The organism is Arthrobacter sp. YN (genome assembly GCF_002224285.1).
Taxonomy (GTDB): Bacteria; Actinomycetota; Actinomycetes; order Actinomycetales; family Micrococcaceae; genus Arthrobacter.
The window spans coordinates 2,544,409-2,565,811 of sequence record NZ_CP022436.1; the positions used below are offsets into that span (position 1 = coordinate 2,544,409).

15 protein-coding genes are annotated in these 21,403 nt (G+C 63.3%); 8 read left to right on the top strand and 7 right to left on the bottom strand.

Annotated elements, in window-relative coordinates:
* Positions 1-19 precede the first annotated feature (19 nt).
* The 6 genes from CGK93_RS11500 to CGK93_RS11525 all read left to right on the top strand — a co-directional run bounded on the left by CGK93_RS11500 (position 20) and on the right by CGK93_RS11525 (position 10,014).
* Positions 20-2,665, top strand: coding sequence for a DUF4118 domain-containing protein (locus tag CGK93_RS11500; protein WP_089594941.1), 2,646 nt, complete (start codon positions 20-22; stop codon positions 2,663-2,665).
* Positions 2,662-3,339, top strand: a complete 678-nt coding sequence (locus CGK93_RS11505) for a response regulator (RefSeq protein WP_089594942.1) — start codon at positions 2,662-2,664, stop codon at positions 3,337-3,339. Before CGK93_RS11500 ends, CGK93_RS11505 begins: the two co-directional genes overlap by 4 nt.
* Before the next feature lie 192 nt (positions 3,340-3,531).
* A complete protein-coding gene (locus CGK93_RS11510; RefSeq protein WP_089594943.1) occupies positions 3,532-4,581 on the top strand; it encodes an iron ABC transporter substrate-binding protein in 1,050 nt (349 codons plus the stop codon).
* A gap of 4 nt (positions 4,582-4,585) precedes the next feature.
* Entirely contained in the window at positions 4,586-6,184 is a 1,599-nt protein-coding gene (locus CGK93_RS11515) for an ABC transporter permease (protein WP_198318211.1), read from the top strand.
* Positions 6,181-7,347: an ABC transporter ATP-binding protein gene (locus CGK93_RS11520; protein ID WP_232481283.1), complete on the top strand. Its 1,167-nt coding sequence runs from the start codon at positions 6,181-6,183 to the stop codon at positions 7,345-7,347. Before CGK93_RS11515 ends, CGK93_RS11520 begins: the two co-directional genes overlap by 4 nt.
* A 72-nt stretch (positions 7,348-7,419) precedes the next feature.
* Complete coding sequence (locus CGK93_RS11525; protein ID WP_089597409.1) at positions 7,420-10,014, top strand: AMP-binding protein; 2,595 nt, start codon at positions 7,420-7,422, stop codon at positions 10,012-10,014.
* 560 nt (positions 10,015-10,574) lie between these two features.
* Here CGK93_RS11525 and CGK93_RS11535 read toward each other — a convergent pair.
* The 3 genes from CGK93_RS11535 to mtr all read right to left on the bottom strand — a co-directional run bounded on the left by CGK93_RS11535 (position 10,575) and on the right by mtr (position 13,539).
* Positions 10,575-11,138, bottom strand: a complete 564-nt coding sequence (locus CGK93_RS11535) for a dihydrofolate reductase family protein (RefSeq protein ID WP_089594945.1) — start codon at positions 11,136-11,138, stop codon at positions 10,575-10,577.
* A 141-nt stretch (positions 11,139-11,279) separates the two neighbouring features.
* Positions 11,280-12,008: a hypothetical protein gene (locus tag CGK93_RS11540; protein WP_089594946.1), complete on the bottom strand. Its 729-nt coding sequence runs from the start codon at positions 12,006-12,008 to the stop codon at positions 11,280-11,282.
* A gap of 103 nt (positions 12,009-12,111) precedes the next feature.
* Positions 12,112-13,539, bottom strand: a complete 1,428-nt coding sequence (gene mtr / locus CGK93_RS11545) for a mycothione reductase (RefSeq protein WP_089594947.1) — start codon at positions 13,537-13,539, stop codon at positions 12,112-12,114.
* A gap of 155 nt (positions 13,540-13,694) precedes the next feature.
* On the opposite strand from mtr, the gene CGK93_RS11550 reads away from it, so the two are divergent.
* A complete protein-coding gene (locus CGK93_RS11550) occupies positions 13,695-15,854 on the top strand; it encodes a beta-glucosidase (RefSeq protein WP_232481286.1) in 2,160 nt (719 codons plus the stop codon).
* 59 nt (positions 15,855-15,913) lie between these two features.
* Here the strand turns inward: CGK93_RS11550 and CGK93_RS11555 are convergent, their stop codons facing one another.
* The 4 genes from CGK93_RS11555 to CGK93_RS11565 all read right to left on the bottom strand — a co-directional run bounded on the left by CGK93_RS11555 (position 15,914) and on the right by CGK93_RS11565 (position 19,877).
* Positions 15,914-17,377 (bottom strand): MGDG synthase family glycosyltransferase, encoded by a 1,464-nt coding sequence (locus tag CGK93_RS11555; protein ID WP_089594948.1) that lies wholly within the window; start codon positions 17,375-17,377, stop codon positions 15,914-15,916.
* A 51-nt stretch (positions 17,378-17,428) separates the two neighbouring features.
* A complete protein-coding gene (locus tag CGK93_RS23575; RefSeq protein WP_157731782.1) occupies positions 17,429-17,578 on the bottom strand; it encodes a hypothetical protein in 150 nt (49 codons plus the stop codon).
* Positions 17,579-17,721: 143 nt separating this feature from the next.
* Positions 17,722-18,681 carry a 2-hydroxyacid dehydrogenase gene (locus CGK93_RS11560; protein WP_089594949.1) on the bottom strand — a complete coding sequence of 320 codons (960 nt, stop codon included), beginning with the start codon at positions 18,679-18,681 and terminating at the stop codon, positions 17,722-17,724.
* Positions 18,678-19,877: a pyridoxal phosphate-dependent aminotransferase gene (locus CGK93_RS11565; protein WP_089594950.1), complete on the bottom strand. Its 1,200-nt coding sequence runs from the start codon at positions 19,875-19,877 to the stop codon at positions 18,678-18,680. The genes CGK93_RS11560 and CGK93_RS11565 overlap by 4 nt, the downstream gene beginning before the upstream one ends.
* 425 nt (positions 19,878-20,302) lie before the next feature.
* Between CGK93_RS11565 and CGK93_RS11570 the strand changes: the two genes are divergently transcribed.
* Complete coding sequence (locus tag CGK93_RS11570) at positions 20,303-21,403, top strand: ferredoxin reductase (protein WP_089594951.1); 1,101 nt, start codon at positions 20,303-20,305, stop codon at positions 21,401-21,403.

Sequence of the window (21,403 nt, forward strand, 5' to 3'; positions counted from 1 at the left end):
CGGGTGGAAGAATGAGGCTATGGCACGGGCGACACTGAGAATCTTCCTGGGGGCCGCCCCGGGGGTCGGCAAGACCTACGCCATGCTCGAAGAAGCACACCGGCTGGTGGGCCGCGGCGAGGACGTCGTGGTGGCGTTTGCCATGGATCACGGCCGCAGCGACACACGGGCACTGACCCACGGGTTGGAATCAATCCCATCACGGACCATCCAGTACCGGGGGACTGTCTTTGAGGAAATGGATCTCGACGCCGTGCTGGCCCGGCGGCCGCACACCGCCGTCGTGGATGAATACGCCCACACCAACATCCCCGGCAGCGGCAATGAAAAACGCTGGCAGGACATCGAGGAGCTCCTCGAGGCAGGCATCAACGTGCTGTCCACCGTGAACGTGCAACATCTGGCGTCACTGGGGGACGTTGTCCTGGCGATCACGGAAGTCCGCCAAGCAGAGACCGTTCCCGACGACGTCGTCCGCCGTGCCGACCAGATCCATCTGGTGGACATCTCCCCGGAACTGCTCCGCCAGCGCTTGGGAGACGGCAAAATCTATGCTGCCGACAAAGTGGATGCAGCGCTGTCGAACTACTTCCGGCTCGGGAACCTGACCGCATTACGGGAGCTCGCCCTGCTCTGGCTCGCCGACCGCGTGGACGAAGGACTGTCGAAGTACAGGGCAGAGAACAACATCGACGCCAGCTGGCCTGCCCGTGAACGCATCGTTATCGGGCTCACCGGTGGTCCCGAAGGCGAAGTCCTGATCCGGCGGGCCGCCAGAATACTCAAGCGCATCAACGGAGGCGACCTTCTGGCCGTCCACGTCCGCGCAGCCGATGGTGTTTCCGGCGAATCCCCCCACGACCTTGAATCGCAGCGGCACCTGATCCGGGACCTCGGCGGGAGCTATCACACGGTGGCGGGGGAGGACCCGGCCCAAGCGCTCCTGGACTTTGCCCGCAGCGTCAACGCGACACAGATCGTGGTGGGCGTGTCACGGCACCGTTCCCTGGCTGGGCGGCTCATGGGCAGTGGCGTGGGAAACAAGGTTGTCCGGGAATCAGGAGACATCGACGTCCACATGGTCTCCCATCCCTTGGGTGGCCAGGGTGTGAACCGCCCCCACCGTGGTGAGCTGGGGAGGGCTCGCGTAGCCGTAGGGTTTGGGCTGGCCGTTGTCCTGCCGGCATTGCTGCAGGTTGTCCTGGCAGCCAGTCCATCCCACAACATCGCGACGGCAGTCCTTGTCCAACTCACTGGATCGGTCGCCGTCGCCCTGGTCGGCGGGCTCTGGCCAGCACTCCTGGGAGCAGTGTGGAGCAGCCTTCTGGTGAACTACTTCTCTACGCCACCTATTGGAAACCTGACCATCAGCGATCCCCAAAACTTGCTGGCCCTCCTCGTCTTTGTCGGCGTCTCGGCCGCGGTGGCCGCCGTCGTCGACATCTCGGCACGGCGATCAAAGGAGGCCAGGCGCGCCCGCGCGGAAGCAGCAACCATGGCTGATCTGACACGCGGCGCAACGGACGCGGAAGACACCGTCCAGGGACTGCTGGCGCAGGCCTTGGACGTCTTCCAAATGCGCGGTGCGGCAGTGTTCACGGCCGACGCCGGATCAGAACCCGAAGGTGCCTGGCGCCCGCTGGCCAAGGCCGGCGAGGTAGCCTCATTGACTCCGGAGAGCGACGATCAGCTCGTCGGTGGCGACACAATGGAACGGATCGATGACCGGACCCGGCTGGTTCTTTACGGCAGGACACTTCCGGCGAGCGACCGCCGCTTGCTGGGAGCCTTCGGCACGCATCTCGCTGCCCAGCTCGAGCGCAGGCAGCTCGCGGCCAGCCGGCGTGAAGTTACGCGGCTGGCCGAAAGCAACATCATGCGAACCTCCATCCTTCGCGCCGTATCCCACGATCTCCGCACACCCTTGGCCGGCATCAAGCTGGCCGTGGGGGGACTGAAACAACACGACGTCCAGTACACGCCCGAAGAAATACAGGACCTGCTCATCACCATTGACGAGTGTTCGGATCGGCTCGATGTCCTGGTGGGAAACCTTCTGGACATGTCCAGAATCACCTCCGACTCCGTCAACGCTCTCATCAAGCCCGTCCGCTGGTCTGAAGTGATCCCACCCGCCTTGCGCGGAGTACCTGCCGGCAGTGTCCGCGTTGACCTGCCGGCAAACCTCCCCGCCATCGACGCGGATGCGGGCATGCTTGAACGCGTGATTGCCAACATCGCAGAGAACGCCGTCAAATATGCGCCGGGTTCGGACATAGTGATCGTGGCGTCGGGCGGCGGGTTGAGCACCACGTCCTTGGACGGCCGCCCCTCGGGAGAGCTGCGCATCATCGACCACGGCAAGGGTGTTCCCGCGGACGGCGTTGTGCGCATGTTCCAGCCGTTCCAACGCCTGGATGACGTCCCCGCGAGCACTGGCGTCGGATTGGGCCTGGCAGTTGCAAAGGGCTTCGCGGAAGCCATGGGCGGCACCCTGAATGCCGAGGCAACACCGGGCGGCGGCCTGACCATGGTCATCCGGATGCCACTCTCCACGGGAGCACTTCTCGAACGGGCTTCGGGGCATGCACCTTTGGAGGCGCAATCGGTGCTGCTGCACCACCCCCATGTCCCGCCTGCGGATACGCGGCGGGGTGCTCGATGAGCAATATTCTGGTGGTGGATGACGATCCGCACATCCTCAAGGCATTGCAGATCACGTTGAAAGCCCACGGTTATGGAGTAACGACGGCCGAAAACGGTGAAGCCGCGCTGCTGTCAGCGGCCCAGCACCCGGTCGCCGTCGTCGTCCTGGACCTTGGACTGCCCGACATCGACGGCACCGAGGTCATCATCAGGCTTCGGGAATGGAGCGACGTGCCCATTCTGGTACTTTCCGCACGGCACGGGTCCACCGACAAAGTAGAAGCCCTCGACGCAGGAGCTGACGACTACATCACCAAGCCGTTTGGGCTGGAGGAACTCCTGGCCCGCCTTCGCGCGGCCCTGCGGCGTACCGTGGAACAGCCTGCGGAAGCGCCGCTGGTGGTGACCTCCACTTTCACGCTTGATTTCTCCGGGCGAAAGGCCAACCGCGACGGTGACGACGTTCGGTTGACTCCCACTGAATGGAGCATTCTGGACGTCCTTGTCCGGAACCCCGAGAAACTCATCACCCAGCAGCAGCTCCTTACCGAGGTGTGGGGGCCGGCCTACGCCAAGGAAGCCAACTATCTTCGGGTTTACATGGCGCAGCTTCGGCGCAAGCTCGAACCGGAGCCGGGGAATCCGCGACACTTCATTACCGAACCCGGGATGGGATACCGTTTCCAGCCATGAGCGGTTACACGTCCATGTAGGAGGGTCCGGCTCAGTCGCTGCCCGGAGCGCCGTCGGAGGCAGAGCGGTACGTAACAATCCTGACCCAGACCACTTGGACCTCAGCGGCAGTTGGATGCTTAGGCTTGGCTAACCTAAAGTTCTCTTGAGGGTCCCCAACCTCTCCCCCTTTGTTCGCAGAAAGTAGCCCCCATGAAGTTCCGCAAGAACGCGCTGGCCGGAATCGCACTGGCCGCCACCGCAGCCCTCGGCCTCGCGGCCTGTGGCTCCAACGCCGGCACAGCACCTGCCGCCTCCGAATCCGCCGCTCCAAGCGATGGCATCACTGTGTACAACGCTCAGCATGAGAGCCTGACCAAGGAATGGATCGAAGCCTTCACGAAGGAAACGGGCATTAAGGTCACCCTTCGGCAGGGCTCGGACACTGAGATGTCCAACCAGATCGTCCAGGAAGGTGCGGCGTCCCCGGCGGACGTTTTCCTCACGGAGAATTCCCCTGCAATGGCGCAGGTTGAAAACGCAGGCCTCTTCGCTGACGTCGACGCGGCCACCATCGATCAGGTCCCGGCGGAGTTCCGCCCGTCCACGGGTAAGTGGACCGGCATTGCCGCTCGCTCCACTGTTCTGGTCTATGACAAGAACAAGATCAGTGAAGACAAGCTCCCAAAGTCCATGCTTGATCTGGCCAACCCCGAATGGAAGGGCAAGTGGGCTGCTTCGCCCACCGGCGCCGACTACCAGGCAATCGTTGCCGCCCTGCTCGAGCTCAAGGGTGAGGCCGCTACGGAAGCCTGGCTCAAGGGCATGAAGGAAAACTTCAAGGCCTACAAGGGCAACGGCACGGCCATGAAGGCGGTCAACGCCGGAGAAGTCGACGCTGCACTGATTTACCACTACTACTATTACGGCGATCAGGCCAAGACCGGTGAGAACTCCAAGAACGTCACGCCGTACTACTTCAAGAACCAGGACCCGGGTGCGTTCCTTTCCATCTCCGGCGGCGGTGTCCTGAAGTCGTCCAAGAAGGCAGCCGACGCCCAGGCATTCCTGAAGTTCATCACGGGCAAGCAAGGCCAGGAGATCCTCAAGACCGGTACCTCATTCGAGTACGCCATCGCGTCCCAGGTTGATGCCAACCAGAAGCTGGTTCCCATCAAGGAACTGCAGGCACCGGCCGTTGACCCGGCCAAGTTGAATTCCACCAAGGTCACCGATCTGATGACCAAGGCAGGACTGCTGTAATTCCGTGACCGTTCGGTTTTCGGCTTCCGGCTCGCAGAGCCAGGAAAGCACGACGACGGCGGGTGGGGGCAAGCGCCCCCGCCCGCCCTTCGGCGTTTCCACGGTGTCCTTGCTGGCAGTGCTGATAGCACTGTTTTCGCTGGTGCCGTTGGGCTATGTCGTTTATATGACAGCAGTGACAGGTTGGGACACCGCCGTCGAATTGATTGTCCGGCCGCGGGTCGGCGAGTTGCTGCTGAACACGATCATGCTGATGGTTTTGACTGTTCCGCTGTGCCTTGTTCTGGGCGTCGGCGGGGCCTGGCTGGTGGAGCGGACCAACCTTCGCGGGCACCGCTGGTGGGCTGTCGCGTTGGCAGCGCCTCTGGCTATTCCTGCGTTTGTGAACAGCTACTCCTGGGTGTCCGCAGTTCCTTCATTGGAGGGAATCTGGTCTGGCGTGCTCATCGCCACGCTGTCCTACTTCCCGCTCGTCTACATCCCGGCAGCCGCTACTCTAGGCAGGCTGGACCCGGCTATCGAGCAGTCCGCGGCCTCGATGGGCTATGGTCCTTGGGCCGTGTTCTTCCGAGTGGTGCTGCCTCAACTTCGTATCGCGATGACCGGCGGGGCTCTGCTGGTGGCGTTGCATCTCCTGGCGGAGTACGGAGCCTTTGCCATGATCCGATTCGATACCTTCACCACCGCGATCATGGTCCAGTTTCAGTCGACGTTCAACGGCACGGCAGGCAATATGTTGGCCAGCGTCCTGGTCTTTCTTTGCCTTATCCTGTTGCTCGCCGAGGTGAAAAGCCGCGGCTCGGCCCGCTACGCACGCGTAGGTTCCGGCGCCCAGGCCAAAGCCACCCGGATTGCTCTCGGCGGTTATCAGCTGCCGGCGCAACTGGGGATGCTGGCGCTGACTGTCCTGGCTTTCGGGCTCCCAGTGTGGTTTGTGCTGCGCTGGACTATTGCAGGAGGGCCTGGTGTTTGGGCAGCGGACGAGTTCGTCCCGGCGCTCCTGCAAACCCTCTTGTACGGGGCAGCGGGCGCTGCAGTCACCACGGTGGTGGCCTTCCCCATGGCCTACTTGGCTGTCCGGCATCCCGGCTGGTTCAGCAAAATGCTTGAGCTTTCCAATTATGTGACCAGCTCAATGCCGGGGATCGTGGTGGGCCTTGCGTTCGTCACCGTCAGCATCCGCGCCATTCCGGGTGTCTACCAAAGCGCGGGTGTCCTGATCGCTGCCTACGTCCTCCTTTTCGTGCCGCGCGCGTTGGTCAACCTTCGCTCCGGCCTGGCCCAAGCGCCCAAGGAGCTCGACGAGGCCGCCCAGTCCCTCGGCAAGGCTCCGCTGGTGTCCTTCTTCAAAGTCACTTTGCGGCTCACCGCCCCCGCCGCTGCTGGGGGAGCGGCGCTGGTTTTCCTCGCCATCGTCAATGAACTCACGGCCACACTTCTGCTTTCACCCAACGGCACCCGGACGCTCGCAACAGAGTTCTGGAGCAAGAGCAGCGAAATCGACTACACCGGCGCGGCACCCTATGCGCTGCTGATGATCCTGCTCTCGGCCCCCATGACGTACCTCCTCTTCCAACAGTCCAAGAAAGTGGCCGGACAGTGACTACTCATTCCTCCCCGGGTTTCGCGGCTCCGCGCATTGCACCCTCGGTTGCACCAACAACGGACACTCACCTCGACATTATCGGCGTCACCAAGAATTTTGGTCCGCAGACAGTGTTAAGGGGTATTGACCTCTCCGTATCCAAAGGCGGCACCACGGCCATTGTGGGTCCGTCAGGCTCGGGCAAGACCACGTTGCTCAGGCTCATCGCCGGTTTTGAACATCCCACCAGAGGCGCGATCAGTCTCAACGGATCTTTGGTTGCCGGAAACGGGGTCCGGGTTCCCGCGCACAAGCGGCACGTAGGCTACGTCGCCCAGGACGGCGCGCTCTTCCCGCATCTTTCGGTGGGGCAGAACATCTCCTTCGGTCTGGACGTTGGAGAGCTCGACGGCGGTCGGCGGGGCGTGCGGGCGCGCGTAGAGGAACTGCTCGCCATGGTTTCGCTCGATGCGTCCATGGCAAAGCGCCGCCCCCATCAGTTGTCAGGCGGTCAGCAACAAAGGGTTGCATTGGCAAGGGCCTTGGCCCGGGAGCCCGAATTGATGCTCCTCGATGAGCCGTTCTCCGCCCTCGACGCCGGGCTTCGCGTCGCGACGCGGAGAGCCGTAGCGAAGGTTCTGAACGAAGCAGGCGTGACCACCATCCTGGTCACCCACGACCAAGCCGAAGCATTGTCCTTCGCGGACCAAGTGGCCATCATGCGTGATGGAACACTGGCCCAAATTGGCAACCCTTTCGTCGTCTACACTCGTCCCGCGGACCGTGCCACTGCGGAGTTCCTCGGGGAGGCGGTCATTCTGGACGCCTGGATGGAAGGCTCCCTGGCTACCTGCTCGCTGGGAGGTATCCCCGTCAGACGCCCGCCGGCACAAGGCAAGGTTCAACTCATGCTGCGGCCGGAACAAATCCGCATCGCCCCGGATGGGCCCATCCGTGGCGTCGTAGTGGACACTGATTACTTCGGACCTGAAACCACCGTCCGCATCAGACTGGGTGCTTATGCCGCCCCCGACGGAGGAAGCTCAGGCAACGGCCACCGCTACCCAGGCGGCGGCGAAGTCATCACCATCAGGCATTGGAACGCGTCCATCACCAAGCCTGGAACGGAGCTCTGCCTTCGGGTGGTCGGCGAGGGCGTGGCGTTCCCGGTGAGCGCATAGCCACGGTAATATTTGCGGCCCGAGGCATTATCCAGTTGAGTTAGGTTAGCTTTACCTTGTTCAATGTCCGATGTGACTATTCAGCCGGATTTGGCCGGAGTTTCGTTCGCCGCCAACCTGGCCGCGTTCGGAGACCGTACCGCCATCAGCGTTGGCGACCGCTCAATCAGCTATGGTGAGCTGGCCCAGCTCGTAGGGGCGATGGCGCGGTCGTTCGGTCCCGCCCGACGCCTGATTGCGCTTGAGGCCGAGAATACCTTGTCGTCGTTGACGGTCTACCTCGCTGCCATGGCGTCCGGACATCCTCTGCTGATTTTGCCCCCGGGCGGTGGCCAAGCTTCCGAAGCACTCATTGCCGCCTATGATCCCGACATTGTTGCCCGTTCAGGCCCTGGCGATTGTGTCCTGGACGTCCTGAGGGACGAGACCCGGCACGACTTACATCCCGAGTTGGCGCTCTTGGTCAGCACGTCCGGTTCCACCGGATCACCGAAACTTGTTCGTCTCTCCGGCGCCTCCGTTCAGGCCAACGCGGCCGCTATCGCCGAGTACTTGCACCTGCGTCCAAGTGACACCGCAGCCACCACGCTTCCCCTCTCGTACTGTTACGGGATGAGCGTGGTCAACAGCCACTTGCTGGTGGGCGCATCTTTGGTACTGACCGAGCTTTCGGTGGTGGATCCCTGTTTTTGGGACCTGGTCCGATCAAGGCACGTGACATCGTTTGCCGCCGTGCCGTACACGTTCGACCTTCTGGACCGGGTCGGCTTCGAGCACCTGGACCTTCCGAGCCTGCGTTACATCACCCAGGCTGGAGGCCGCCTGGCACCGGAGCGAGTCCGTTGCTACGCAGAGTTGGGCCAAAAACGCGGGTGGGACCTTTTTGTCATGTACGGGCAGACGGAGGCGACAGCCCGGATGGCCTACCTGCCACCCGACCAAGCGGCAGTCCACCCGCACGCTATCGGAGTGCCACTACCAGGCGGAGCGTTCCGGCTTGAACCAGTCCCGGGGTTGGACGCCAGCGAACTCGTATTCAGCGGCCCCAACGTCATGCTGGGCTATGCGGAGCGACCCGAGGACCTGGCTCTCGGCCGCGAAATTTCAGAGCTCCGCACCGGTGACCTTGCCCGTCAAGACCCGGGCGGCCTCTATGAAATCGTTGGCCGGCGCAGCCGATTCGTCAAAATCGCTGGGCTCCGGATTGATCTGGGACAAGTAGAACGGATCCTTTCACACCTTGGCCTCAGTGCCGCCGCTGCCGGCTCGGACGAGATGGTGGTGGCAGCAGTGGAAGGCGCCCATGACCTCGCCTTGGTCGCCAAAACTTTGGCGCAGGACCTGCGGGTGCCGCGTGCCGCCGTCGAACTTCATTCTGTACCGTCCATTCCGCGGCTGGCCAACGGAAAACCCGACTACCCGGCCATCCTGGCATTGTCCCTCCAGCCCGATTCAGATCGGCAACCAGAGGCGGAGGCAAGTACGGGTTCTGCGTCATCGACGGACACTGTGCGGGAGATTTTCGAGGACGTCCTCGAATGCCGCAACGTCAAAGGGTCCGACACGTTCGTTTCCTTGGGGGGTGACTCACTTTCCTATGTGGCTGCTTCGGTCCGTTTGGAGCGCGCTCTCGGCTATGTTCCGACCGGCTGGCACCTCATGCCTGTGTGCGAGCTCACGCCCGCCCCTTCATCCGCTGGTCGCCAGTCCGGCGCGGTGACCAGCAAAACGGGCAAAGCCAGGACTTTGCGGGGACGGCTGTTCGCCCGCATGGAGACAGGTATTGTTCTGCGCGCCGTGGCAATCGTCTTCATAGTGTCCACGCACTTCAAATTCTTCGACTGGGAAGGAACAGCGCACGTCCTGATGGCGCTGGCCGGCTATAACTTTGCCCGCTTCCAGTTGTCCGGCTCCCGAAAGGAGCGGCTGCTGAGGCAGCTGCGTACCGTTGGGCGGATCGTGCTTCCGAGCGTCGTCGTGATTGCCGTCGCGTTTGTGCTCACGGATGATTATGGCTGGCAGAACGTGTTCCTGCTGAACTCTCTCCTGGGTCCCCAGGGGTGGACGGATATGTCCCGCTTCTGGTTCGTTGAGGTACTGGTCCACATCTTGCTCGGTTTGGCTGTGCTGCTCGCGATACCGGCGGTTGATCGTGCCCTGCGCAGGTGGCCGTGGGGCTTCCCCCTGGCTTTGGCGGGCGTTGACCTGCTGCAGCGCTTCGACGTCGTCGAAGTGTCGTATCCCGGGCAGGGGCCCGTGCTGTGGCTTTTTGCACTGGGTTGGGCGGCTGCGGCCTCAAAAAACGTCCGGCAGCGCGCCGTCGTCACCGCTATCGCCTTGGTGACGATCCCCGGTTCATTTTCGGATGAGTATCGTAGTGCAACCATCGTGGTTGGGTTCCTTGTCCTGCTGTGGATCCCGACTCTGCCCGTGCCACGTGGACTGCATCGAATCACGGCTCTGCTGGCCACGTCTTCCCTGTATGTCTATGTCACTCACTGGCTGATATACCCCCTGTTGGTGGAGGGGGACAGAGGCCTGGCCGTTCTTGCTTCCTTGGCCGTTGGTGTGGCCTATTGGGCGGCTGCCACCCGGGCCATGGCCAGCGCCGAGCGGTGGCTTCTACTTCGCCGTGAGAGAGACCTTAGCCCTGGCAAGGCATCCTGAATCACTTCCCCGTATGGTCGGCAGACCCGTCCGCCGCGGAGTCCGGGTGGGAGTTGTTATGTGTTTCCTCCGTTCCGTCGCAGCGAGAAACGCCGGGGCTGATGGCGGTGAATACGAATCGGGTGCTTGGTTCCCCGCCGGGGCCGTTGGGCGGAGTGCGACGGGGCGGCGCCTGCGGTTGCAGCCACGCCCCGTCGATATCCCACCCAGACATGTAGCCGGGACGAGGGCCTGTGTCCAGCTTTTTTGTACGCGGCAAGAGATGCCCTGCGTTCAGCCCGGCGTTGCGCGCGGTGCAGTCCGGCCAACATCGCCAGAATGACTCCGATCCACAACACGGCCGCTGCGAGGACGACACCCATCAGAACCAAGGGCTGCATGATGGAAGTGTAGCCCCGAAAAACCTCGGAAGGACCGGGCCCTTTGTATTTTGAGAAGGGCGCCAATGGAACCGGGCCGCACCGTCAGCCAAGCACGCTTTCCAAGAGGCGGCAGCGCCGAGTTTCCGGCGCGCTGGCCCGCAGCAACACTTGGGCCCAGGGTCGCCCAACCGGCTGAGGTCAGCGCCGCTTCGGCCGGTAGGTTCGCCCGAAACTGCGTTCGGCGCCCTCGTACATCTGGACGAGCTCCCAGTCATAGCGGCGCCCGCCGGGGACATCGAAGATGCGGGTGCCATCGCCGAGGAACACTGGGGCTACGAAGACCTGCAGTTCGTCGATGAGGTCGAGTTCCAGTGCTTGGCGGGCGATGTCGGCGCTGATGATCTGAACGTCCCTGTCGCCGGCGATCTCCTGGGCACGGCGGACCGCCTCCATGACGTTGCAGTTAAGCGCAATGATGGTGGGGTCGTCGGCGATCTCTTCCGGCCGGTGGGTAAGGATGATCTCGGTCCCGGACCAGGCACCGCCATAAGCCTCGGCTGTCATCTGATCCCGCTCGTCCCTTTGAGCTTTCGCTGCGTCGTAACCGTCCCTGCCGGAGATGATCACCGCGACCTCGCCGGCCATCCGCTCGGTGGTGCCGTTGTCGAGTGGTTCGGCATCGGACAACCAGCTCATGTCATGTCCGGGCCCAGCGATGAAACCGTCGATGGAGCATGTGAATCCCCAGGCTACTTTGCCCATGTCTTGTCCTCGTGTGGAAGGTAGTCTGCGCTGCTCGATGATTACCTGCGGTTGAGTGATGGATCGACTCTACTCCAGGATGAAAATGGTCGTCGGGCGTTTGAACTGGAGGAGTTAAGGGTCCGGGGACGATAATGCAGGTCAGTCTCCGGCGGTCCGTGCTTGTTCCAGATTGGCCGCGTTCGCCAGCGCCTCGCTCAGGCTATCCCGCTGCTCGTCGGTGAGCTCAGCGGCTGCGACCTCCGCCAGCAGTACGCCGGCCCGCGCCCGGTCACCGAGCCGCATCGAGAGCTCGGCGCCGTAGACCAGCGCTTCCACAAGGTCAGTGACCGGCGACGACGCGCGGTGCCTGTTCAGTGCGCTGTCCAGGATCCGGGCGGCCTGCCGGGTGTCGCCTTTTGAGTCGCCCAGCACGACCGCGTTCTGCATGGCCTTCGCTAGCTGGCTGGACGGTTCGTCGGTGCTGTCGTCCGCGGCGTCGGTGTTGTGGAAGATCCGGATCCAGTTGCCGCCCGGATCGACGACCGAGAAGCCGGCGGCGTTGCCGGTGTTCTTCCGCTTGCGTGGCCTGGTCATTCGCGGGATGCCGGAGACCAGCACCTTGCCGTGCACCGCCCGCATGCCGGCGGCGAAGGCTTCGTAGAGCGCCATAGTGTCCTCGACCAGGACCACACACGACCCGTACGAAGCCTCCGGGTCGAAGCCGTCCAGCCCAAAGAACTGCAACTGGAAGTCTTCGCGACGGAGGCCGACGCAGGGGTAGGGCTTGGTCTGCCAGTAAGTGCGTTCGAATCCGAGCATCTGGTAGAAGTCCGCGATTTCGTCGATGGATCGGCAGGGCAGCAGTGGGACGGTGATCTCGCCTGACATGGCTTCATCCTCACGCGTAGGAGAGCAGCAACTCTGCACAGCGTACGGCAAAGTTGCGAAGGGTGCTCCGAAGCGCTGGCGCCAGCTCGGGTTCCCCCGGAGTCTAATCGGTGCGGTCTGGTCGGTTGAAGGTCAGACCGAGCAGGGCGTTTTCGGTGACTTCGGGCAGTGCGGGGTGGATCCAGTATTGGTTGGCAGCGAACTGGCGGACGTCGAGGTCGAAGGCCAGGACGGTGATCATTTGCTGGATCAGGGTTGATGCTTGGGGGCCCATGTAGTGGGCGCCAAGGAGTTTGCCGGTCTCTTGGTCGGCGATGAGTTTGCAGATGCCGGTGGTGTCTTCCAGTGCCCAGCCGTAGGCCACGTCCCCGTAGGTTTGGACCTTGGTTGTCACGTTGTGGCCGTGTTCGCGGGCTTGGGCTTCGGTCATCCCGACGGTGGCGATCTGGGGGTTGGTGAAGACGGCGGCAGGGACGTGGTCGTGCGGCATTTTCTGCAGGTTTTCCGGGTTGAGCAGGTTGTGGCGTACGGCGCGCATCTCGGCGTTGGCGACGTGCTTGAGCATGTAGGGCGAGGAGACGTCGCCGAGGGCCCAGACACCTGCAGCGGAGGTTGACCGGCCGTGCTCATCGACCTTGATACGCCCGGCGCCTATGGTCTCGATCCCGCCGGAGTGTGGGTCCAGCAGGTCCCCGTTGGGGATGCGCCCGGTGGCCACCAGCAGTACCTCCCCGGTGGCGGAGGTGCCGTCGTCGAGCCTGACGGTTATGCCTTGGTCTGTCTGGTCGGCGCCGATGGTGGTCCGGCCGAACCGGATATCGAAGCGTTCTGCCGCCAAGTCGTTGTACGGGCCGTGCAGGTCTTCATCGAGGTTCCCCAGGAGCGTGGAGCGGGCGATGATCGTGACGTCCGTGCCGAGGGCGTCGAAGACGTGGGCGAACTCCATGGCGATGTAGCCACCACCGATGATTACCAAGGATTTGGGTAGCCGGGGGAGCCGCATGATGTCCTCGTTGGTGTGGTACCGCACGCCGGAGGCAGCGATGTCCTCGGGGATGACGGGCCGGGAACCTGCGGCGATGACGATCTGGTCACCTGAGATGGTTTTATGGTGGGCGCCTTGACCCGTGCGCAAGGTGCGTTTTCCGACGAAGACGGCGTGCTGGTCGTAGACGTCGATGTTCGGGGTCCGTGGGCTTCGGCGGTATTCCTCACCGGCGGCGGCTATAGGGTCGACGCGGTTCTCAAAGATGCGGGTGACCATGGCCGGCCAGTCTACGGAGTTGAGCTCAGCGCGGAGGCCCAGCCGCCCGGACTCAGCAATGTCCAGCGCGGTGTCGGCGGTGTGTACGTACATTTTCGAAGGGATGCAGCCGGCGTTCAGGCAGGTGCCGCCGAACGACCCTTCCTCGATGATCGCGATCGACTGGTCTTCGAACTCGGGTCCGGGAATGGAGTTCCCGGACCCGGTGCCGATGATGACCAGGTCGTAATGCCGGTCTACGGCGGTCTGGCTGGCAGTGTTGTGCATTGAGATGGTCCTCACGGTGGGGTCTTCCCAACCCTACTGAACACGACCCGAACGGGATAACCTCGCTCAGGTGCGCGTGCACGTACAGGGTGCAGAATGGGGTTCATGAAGATGGCTGCGGGCTTACGGCCCCGCGAATGCAAGAGCCGGCATTGATGGACACGACGACGGGCAGCGCGTACGACGACGCAGTCCGGGCAGTCCGGATGGGTGGGATTGATGCGGATGAAGCTGCCAACCAACTGATCCAACAGATGACGGATCAGGAGATCCTCGGGCTGCTCGACGGCGACTCGCCCAGGTTGCTGCTCCCCTTCATCCCGATCCTGTTGGACAGGGTGCCCTTCGTGGCCGGGGCGGTCCCGCGGCTCGGCATACCGGGCATTCGGTTCAGCGACGGTGGCCGCGGTGTAGTGATCGGCGCCTCCACAGCTTTCCCGGTCACAATTGCACGGGCAGCAACCTGGGATCCATCGCTGGAAAAACGCGTCGGAGTCGCCATCGGTCTGGAAACCAGGGCCCGGGGAGCGAACTACTCGGCCTCGGTCTGCGTGAATTTGCTTCGCCACCCAGCATGGGGCCGGGCGCAGGAGTGCTACGGGGAGGATCCGGTACTCACAGCCCGGATGGGATCGGCCCTTACCCGAGGTGTGCGGGTGAACACGATGGCGTGCGTCAAGCACTTCGCGCTCAACTCGATGGAGAACGAGCGCTTTGAGGTGGACGTGGCGGTGGATGAACACTCCTTGCACGAGGTGTATCTGCCGCACTTCAAAGCGGTCGTTGACGCCGGAGCAGACTCCGTCATGAGTGCCTACAACCGTGTGCGAGGCGAGTACATGGATGTCAACCGAGCCCTGCTCACGGACGTTTTGCGGAACGAGTGGGGCTTCTCCGGGTTCGTGACGAGCGACTGGGTGTTCGGGACGCACGACGCGGTCGTCAGCCTCGAGGCGGGAATGGACGTGGAGATGCCGCTCCGGTTGCTGCGCGCCCGCGCCCTGCCAGCCGCGCTGAGCAACGGTGTCTTGGCCCGTGCCACCGTGCTGCAGTCCGCACGCCGCATTCTGCGCACGTGCGTGCAGCACGCCGCGGCCCGGGAATCAGCGGTCCCTTCACGTGCCGTCATCGCCTCTCCGGCCCACCGGGCGCTTGCCCACGAGGTCGCGACAAAGTCGATCGTCCTGCTGAAGAACGAAGCCGTCGGCGCGGCGCCGCTGCTGCCGTTGGCTCCCGCTACCCGGCATCTCGCCGTGATCGGACGGCTCGCCGGAAGAGCGAACCTCGGCGATCATGGCTCGTCACGCGTTCGGCCTCCCTCCACAGTCTCGCCGCTGCGGGGGCTGCGTGAGGCGCTTCCAGGGGTCAGGATCACTACGACGAATGGTCGGAACGAGCACCGCGCGGCGGCTTTGGCGGCCGCAGCGGAGACGGCGATCGTCGTTGTAGGCCTGGACCAGCATGACGAGGGTGAATCCGTCGTCACCGGAGGTGTCGACGTGGGCGTGCTCGGTCGGGAATTCGGCTCAGGCCCTCTCCGTCGGTTGCTCATCGGACTCGCACACCTGGCCTCCCGCTTCGTCCGGGGCGGCGACCGCAGCTCCCTGAAGCTCCGCCCCTCTGACGAGCGGCTTATCCAGGTGGTCGCCAGCGCGAACCCCCGGACCGTCGTCGTGCTTGTCAGCGGCAGTGCGATCCTCACCGAGGCATGGCGTGACCGCGTTCCAGCGTTCCTCTTTGCCTGGTACGGCGGTATGGAGGGCGGCCGCGCGCTTGCGAGTGTGCTGACCGGCAGCGAGGAGCCCGGCGGACGGCTGCCCTTTGTGCTGCCAACGGACGCCGCACATCTGCCATTCTTCGACTCCACCGCAAAGTCTGTTGTCTATGACAACCAATGGGGTCAGCGCAGGCTCGACGGCAGGGGGCACAGGCCTGCGTACCCGTTTGGATTCGGCCTGGGCTATACAACCATCGAGCACCGACTCATTGACCACACGTTGGACAACGCAGGCGGCAGCGCGAACGTGCACGTAACGAACAAGGGCAACCGCAAGGGCTCAACCGTCGTTCAGGTCTACGCGGCAGATGTGTCCCTCCGCAGACCTGTGGCTCAGCTCCTGGGCTTCCGGAAGGTGACCCTGCAGCCTGGCGCGGAGACGACTGTGCGGGTCGTTTTGGATGCGGGCCCCACCCTGCAGCGCGATTCGACCACACGGCGCTGGTCTCCCCGTTCGGGGAGTGGGCCCTGCAAGCGAGCCAACACAGCCCGGACAGCTGGGAGAACGCAATCCGCTTGCGACGTACGGAGGGTCTGATTGACCAGGAAGGCATTTCAGACGGCAAGCGGGCCTGATGGAGTCAGAGGTTCCGCCAATTATCCGGGAAGATCACGGAACGGCGCCAACCGCCCCTCGACACGGACAGGCAGCGCGTCGTCGCCCCGCAGCATAGCCCGGAGCAGCCGACGTTCCTCCCAGTGGAGAAGCAGGGACGCTTTGCTTGGGCGCAGCACCAAGTCTCCGTCCGGCGTCGAGTACCGCTTCTGCAAATCCGCCAACTCCTCCTCTTGCAGCAGGGCAACCGTGCCGCCCGAAGCCTGGTCAACCAAGCGGACCAATGAGGAAGGCCCCGTGAGATCTGTGGCGACGAAGCGCTGCTCGCTGGCGGCAAGAATTGTCCTTTGCGCCGCCCGCGTCACGACCAGCGGGCGGGACGGTCCGCCCAGCAGGGCGCTTAGTACGTCGGCCGCGGCATTGGGGCGACCTGTTCTCTGCGCCGCCGACTGCATCTTCTGTAGGCGGCCGGGTTCGCGCAGCACCTCATCGATTTTCCAGCCGATGGTTGCCGCTGCGTTGCAGCGGACAGCCGCCCCCTGCTCCATGAGGTAATCCCCGTTGCGGACCTCCTGACCAGGGATCGGGTTCACAAGCACCATGGGGAGCCCCGCAGCCATGCACTCCGACGCCGAGAGCCCGCCCGGCTTGCCCACGAACAGGTCCGCGCGCTGCAGCAGTTGCGGCATTTCCGACGTGAATCCGAGCACGCTGTAGCGGTCGCCAGCCGACGCGACGAGCGCCTCGATGCGCTGGCGCAATGCATCGTTGTGTCCGCACACGACCGTGGCTGTGAACTCGGAGCGCATGTGCATCGTCTGCCGCACCACTGAGACAACGTAGTCGCCACCGGTCGCGCCCGCCGAGATGAGCAGCATCGGCGGCTTGTTGGCATTGCGCTCGGGCGCTGGAGTGAGCTGTTTGCTGATCGGAATTCCCGTAGCAGCGACACGGTCGGAAGGAAGGCCGAGCGCCATGAGCTCCACCTTTCCCTCCTCCCTGGCCACAAAGATCTTGTGGAAGGCGCCTGAGAGCGATAGGCCCTGGAAGTCATAGTCGGTGGTCACCACAGCTGTCTTTGCATCGATCACGCCGCGAAGGAGAAGTGAGGCCAACAGCTGGGCTGGGAGGAAATGCGTGCAGACAATCGCGGTGGGCCGGAAGCGCTTGATGGCACTGACAACCGGGGCGGCATTCACCCGCGTCCAGGGGTCGATCGGGCCACGACGCCGGTACGGCGGGTTGCTGATGTCGTAGCCCCACTCGACCAGCCAGGGCAAGTCTTCTACGAGGACGAAGTAGCCCTTGCCCAGCAGTGCGCGGTAGAGAACGCTGCTTACCTGCAGCACGTCCAGCACCTGCACCTCGGCGGTGTCAGCGCGGGCGGTGCAAGCTTGCTGTACCGCCGCTGCGGCGCTGTTATGTCCCGATCCCACGCCTGCGGACAGTATTAAAATGCGCTGTCCGCTGGCGGAGGCTTTGGTTCGTGCCGACGTTGTGCGCATGGGGAGAGGCTAGCAGGCTGCCTGGCCCTGAGCGCGGGGCGTAGTTCGTCCTCAGGGCCGCTGTTCGATAAGGGTGAGCTGGGTGCCATCTGGATCAATGAGGTATCCGGCACGGAGACCCCACGTCTGCCTGCGTACCGGATGGAGGCGTGGCATCCCGAGGTTCGGGACGGCAAGGTCGTGCGCCGAGGTCAAGGCCATGTGCCAATAGTAGATAGAGGGGACAAGCCAGGGGGTGTCCGTGAACCACGGACGCCCCCCAACTAGTTACGCAGTCTCCACACCACGGAGGAGCGGAGTCGCCTATTGCTGGCCGGCTCTCCTCGTTGTGTACCCCCGACGCCCTAAGCGATCGGTGCAGGGGGTTGTTCCCCGCTCAGCACTGCGAGGGTGTTGTCGGCGGCGAGCATGGCCATGGCGGTGCGCGTCTCTACCGTCGCCGAGCCAAGGTGCGGCAGGAGCGCAACATTTTCCAACTCCAGCAGCCCCGGATGGACGCGGGGCTCCTGCTCGTAAACGTCGAGACCGGCTCCCGCGATAGAACCTTCCCGGAGCGCAGTTGCCAGCGCATTCTCATCGACGATAGGTCCGCGGGCGGTGTTGACGAGGAACGCGGAACTCTTCATCGCAGCCAGTTGCTCGGTTCCGATCAGGTGGTGAGTGGCAGGACCATACGGGCAGTGCAGCGAGACGACGTCGGAAACGGCCAGCAGCTCGTCGAGATCGACGCGGCGTGCGTCCAACTCGGCGGCGATCGTGGGATCGATTTCGCTGCGGGACTGGTACACGATGTCCATGCCGAAGGCTTTGGCCCGGCGCGCGGTTGCCTGGCCGATGCCGCCCATGCCGACGACGCCGAGTGTCTTTCCTTGAAGGCTGGACCCGAGCAGGAAAAACATGCCCCACTTCCATGCCTCGCCCGAGCGGATAAGGCGTTCGCCCTCACCGAGCCGACGGGTCGCCATGAGGATGAGGCCGAACGCGATGTCCGCTGTGGCGTCGGTGAGCACACCGGGCGTGTTGGTGGCGACGACACCGCGCGCGGTGCAGGCGGGCACGTCAATGTTGTCATATCCGACGGCGACGTTCGCCACGACTTTGAGCTGCGGTCCGGCTGCGTCGAGCAGTTCGGCATCAACTCGCTCGGTAAGCAGGGACACGATCGCGTCGGCACCAGCTACGCGACGCAGGAGTTCCTCGCGCCCAATGGATTCCGGGCCGTTCCAGGCATCGACGTCGTGTTCGGTGCGAAGTTTTTCAATCGCAGCGTGGGGGATGCGTCCCGTGACGACAACCCGGCTCATGCGGCCACGATCCATTCGCGGAGGCGGCCGAGGCCGTCGCGGATGTCCGCTACGTCGATGCCTGAGTAGGCGAGCCGGATGTACTGCCGTTCTTCACCGGGTTGGCGCCGGCCGAAGTGCTCACGCGTGCAGAAGGAGACTCCGGTCTTGTACAGAGCGTCGCTTGCGAAGTCGCCCACTGCCGTGTACCCCATTTTCTCCATGACGTCGGTGACGTCGGGGAACAGGTAGAAGGTCGATTGCGGCACGGCGACGTGCATTCCGGGGACGGAATTGACGAGCTTGCAGGTAGCATCCCGGCGCTCACGCAGGATGTCCAGCATCTGCTGGACGGGTTCCTGGGTGCCGCGGAGTGCTTCGATGCCTGCCCATTGCACGTAATGGGTTGTGCATGATTCATCGTTGGTGTTGAGCGTGCTGAGGACTTTTGCGATCTCAAGTGGTGCGACTGCGCAGCCTAGCCGTGAGCCGGTCATGGCGAACTTCTTGCTGAAGGTGTAAAGGATGACAGTACGTTCCGCCATACCGGGAATCGAGGCGATCGAGCTGGAGGCGCCCTCGTAACGGGTCTCGAAGTAGGCCTCGTCGGAGAGCACCCATAGATTGTGCTCCTGGGCGAGCTGCGCGATGGCTTCGCGCTCGGCTGTGGTCGACTCCGCTGAGATGGGATTCTGGAGGTCGTTGTAGATGATCGCCACCGTGTTCGGGGTGATGGACGCGCGCACTTGGTCCAGGTCGATCGAGAAGCCCTGGCTCGTGGGGAGGTACCGGTACGGCACCGCTGTGCCTCCGAGGTATTCGATCTGCGACTCATAGATGGGGAAGCCGGGATTCGGGTAGAGCACCTCCTGCCCGGGGTTCATCACCGCCTGCAGGAACTTGGTGATGACCGGCTTGCCGCCCGTCATCACCACGACGTTGTCGGCAGAGAAAGTCATGCCGCGGCGGGAGCCGAGGTCCTCGGCGAGGGCTTCCCGGAGCTGTGGGATGCCCGGGCCGGGGCAATAGCCCGTGTAGCCGTCAGCGATTGCCTTGGTCATGGCTTCGACGATATGTGGCGCGGTCGGGATGTTGATGTCGCCGAGGTGGAAGGGGTACACCAGATTTCCCTTCGCCTTCCAGGCCGCCGCAGCTTGGGCAACGCTAAAGGCGGTTTCGGTGCCGAGCCGTTCGAGTCGATGCGCGAGTTGCTGCATGCTGTTTACTCCTCGTTGAGTTAAGAGTCATCGTAGACATCTAATACTTAACTAATATATCAAAAGCCGAGCAATCCGCTCAAGGTCACTTTCGTGCGGCTGCCCCGATGACCAAAACCTGAATCCGGATACCGGGGCTGCCGTGCTGATGGTCTTAGTCGGTTACGGGTTTGCATGTCATCCGCTGCGCGTATTACTGTCTTGCTACTGAAGCCGGCATGGGCACAAAGGCCCGGAGGGGAGGAGCGCATCACCGCTGACCAATCCAAGCATTTCGCCCTATTCCCGTCGAAAGCCCCTCCTGAGGGGCTTTCCCTATGTTTCAGGGAATGAGATTTGTAAGTATACTTATGATATTTGCTAGTTCGGATATCCCGGCACACGTTGTCGAGGTCTTCGGTCTCCGTCGTTGCGAGGAGTAGTTCATGGTCAGCTTTCGTCCCCTGGCCCGCATCGCCTCGGTTTTGACCACCCCGCTTGCGCCTGAGGATGTCTTGGCGCTGTTCAACCCGGTCTACTCGTCCCGTCAATTGCGCGGAGTCGTCACCGAGGTAGTCCGCGAAACAGCTCAATCAGCCACCATTTTCTTCCGGCCCGGCCGCGGCTGGCATGCCCACCTCGCCGGCCAATGGGCGAGAATAGGCGTCGAAATCAACGGGGTCCGCCAATGGCGGTCCTATTCGCTGAGTGCGCCGGCTGGCAAAGGTCCGGCCATCACGGTCACTGACGTAGGATCCGTGTCCGGAACCTTGGTCCGTAAGACCAAGGTTGGTGACATCCTCTTCCTGGCACCGCCCCAGGGCGATTTTGTCCTCCCTGAGCACCCCCGTTCACTACTCATGCTCACAGCGGGAAGTGGCATCACACCCGTCATGTCAATGATTCGGACGCTTGTCCCCAGCCGCCCTGACGCAGATGTTGTGCTCATCCATTCCTCCCGTCAAGAAGGCGACAGTATCTTCCGCGAGGAACTGGACGAACTTGCTGATCAATTTCCCAACTTCCGAGTGGTTCAGTGGCTCACCGGTGGACGTGGCCGCATGAACTTCACCTCTACGGCCGTTCTCGAGGAAGTGTGCCCGGACTGGCGTGACAGAGCGGCGTACGCGTGCGGCCCCGAGTCTTTCCTGGATGACGCCGAAGCCATGTGGAACCAGGCAGCGTTGACTCCGGCCGCCACGTCAGGGAAGACAGCCAACGGTGGATCAGGGCACGGCTCGCTCACCATCGAGCGGTTCAGCACCGAACTCCTGGGAGGGGACGGCAGCGAAGGCGGCATGGTCACGTTCGAAACTTCCGATCGCGAGGTCAAGGCCGACGGCGGCGTCCCCCTCCTCGACGTCGGCGAGGACGCAGGGGTACTGATGCCCAGCGGCTGCCGCATGGGTATTTGTCACAGCTGCCTGACTCCTTTGCTTGCCGGGAGGGTCCGAGATCTGCGCACCGGTGAGATTCATGGGGCGCCCGGGGAACTTATCCAAACGTGTGTCTCGGCAGCCGCCGGGCCCGTCAACCTGGAAATTTGA

What these genes read in the sequence shown, in the direction of transcription:
- CGK93_RS11555 (WP_089594948.1), bottom strand. Translation starts at nt 17,377, where the DNA reads ATGCGCACAACGTCGGCACGAACCAAAGCCTCCGCCAGCGGACAGCGC.
- CGK93_RS23575 (WP_157731782.1), bottom strand. Translation starts at nt 17,578, where the DNA reads ATGGCCTTGACCTCGGCGCACGACCTTGCCGTCCCGAACCTCGGGATG.
- CGK93_RS11565 (WP_089594950.1), bottom strand. Translation starts at nt 19,877, where the DNA reads ATGCAGCAACTCGCGCATCGACTCGAACGGCTCGGCACCGAAACCGCC.
- CGK93_RS11570 (WP_089594951.1), top strand. Translation starts at nt 20,303, where the DNA reads ATGGTCAGCTTTCGTCCCCTGGCCCGCATCGCCTCGGTTTTGACCACC.
- CGK93_RS11535 (WP_089594945.1), bottom strand. Translation starts at nt 11,138, where the DNA reads ATGGGCAAAGTAGCCTGGGGATTCACATGCTCCATCGACGGTTTCATC.
- CGK93_RS11505 (WP_089594942.1), top strand. Translation starts at nt 2,662, where the DNA reads ATGAGCAATATTCTGGTGGTGGATGACGATCCGCACATCCTCAAGGCA.
- CGK93_RS11550 (WP_232481286.1), top strand. Translation starts at nt 13,695, where the DNA reads ATGGACACGACGACGGGCAGCGCGTACGACGACGCAGTCCGGGCAGTC.
- CGK93_RS11540 (WP_089594946.1), bottom strand. Translation starts at nt 12,008, where the DNA reads ATGTCAGGCGAGATCACCGTCCCACTGCTGCCCTGCCGATCCATCGAC.
- mtr (WP_089594947.1), bottom strand. Translation starts at nt 13,539, where the DNA reads ATGCACAACACTGCCAGCCAGACCGCCGTAGACCGGCATTACGACCTG.
- CGK93_RS11510 (WP_089594943.1), top strand. Translation starts at nt 3,532, where the DNA reads ATGAAGTTCCGCAAGAACGCGCTGGCCGGAATCGCACTGGCCGCCACC.
- CGK93_RS11500 (WP_089594941.1), top strand. Translation starts at nt 20, where the DNA reads ATGGCACGGGCGACACTGAGAATCTTCCTGGGGGCCGCCCCGGGGGTC.
- CGK93_RS11560 (WP_089594949.1), bottom strand. Translation starts at nt 18,681, where the DNA reads ATGAGCCGGGTTGTCGTCACGGGACGCATCCCCCACGCTGCGATTGAA.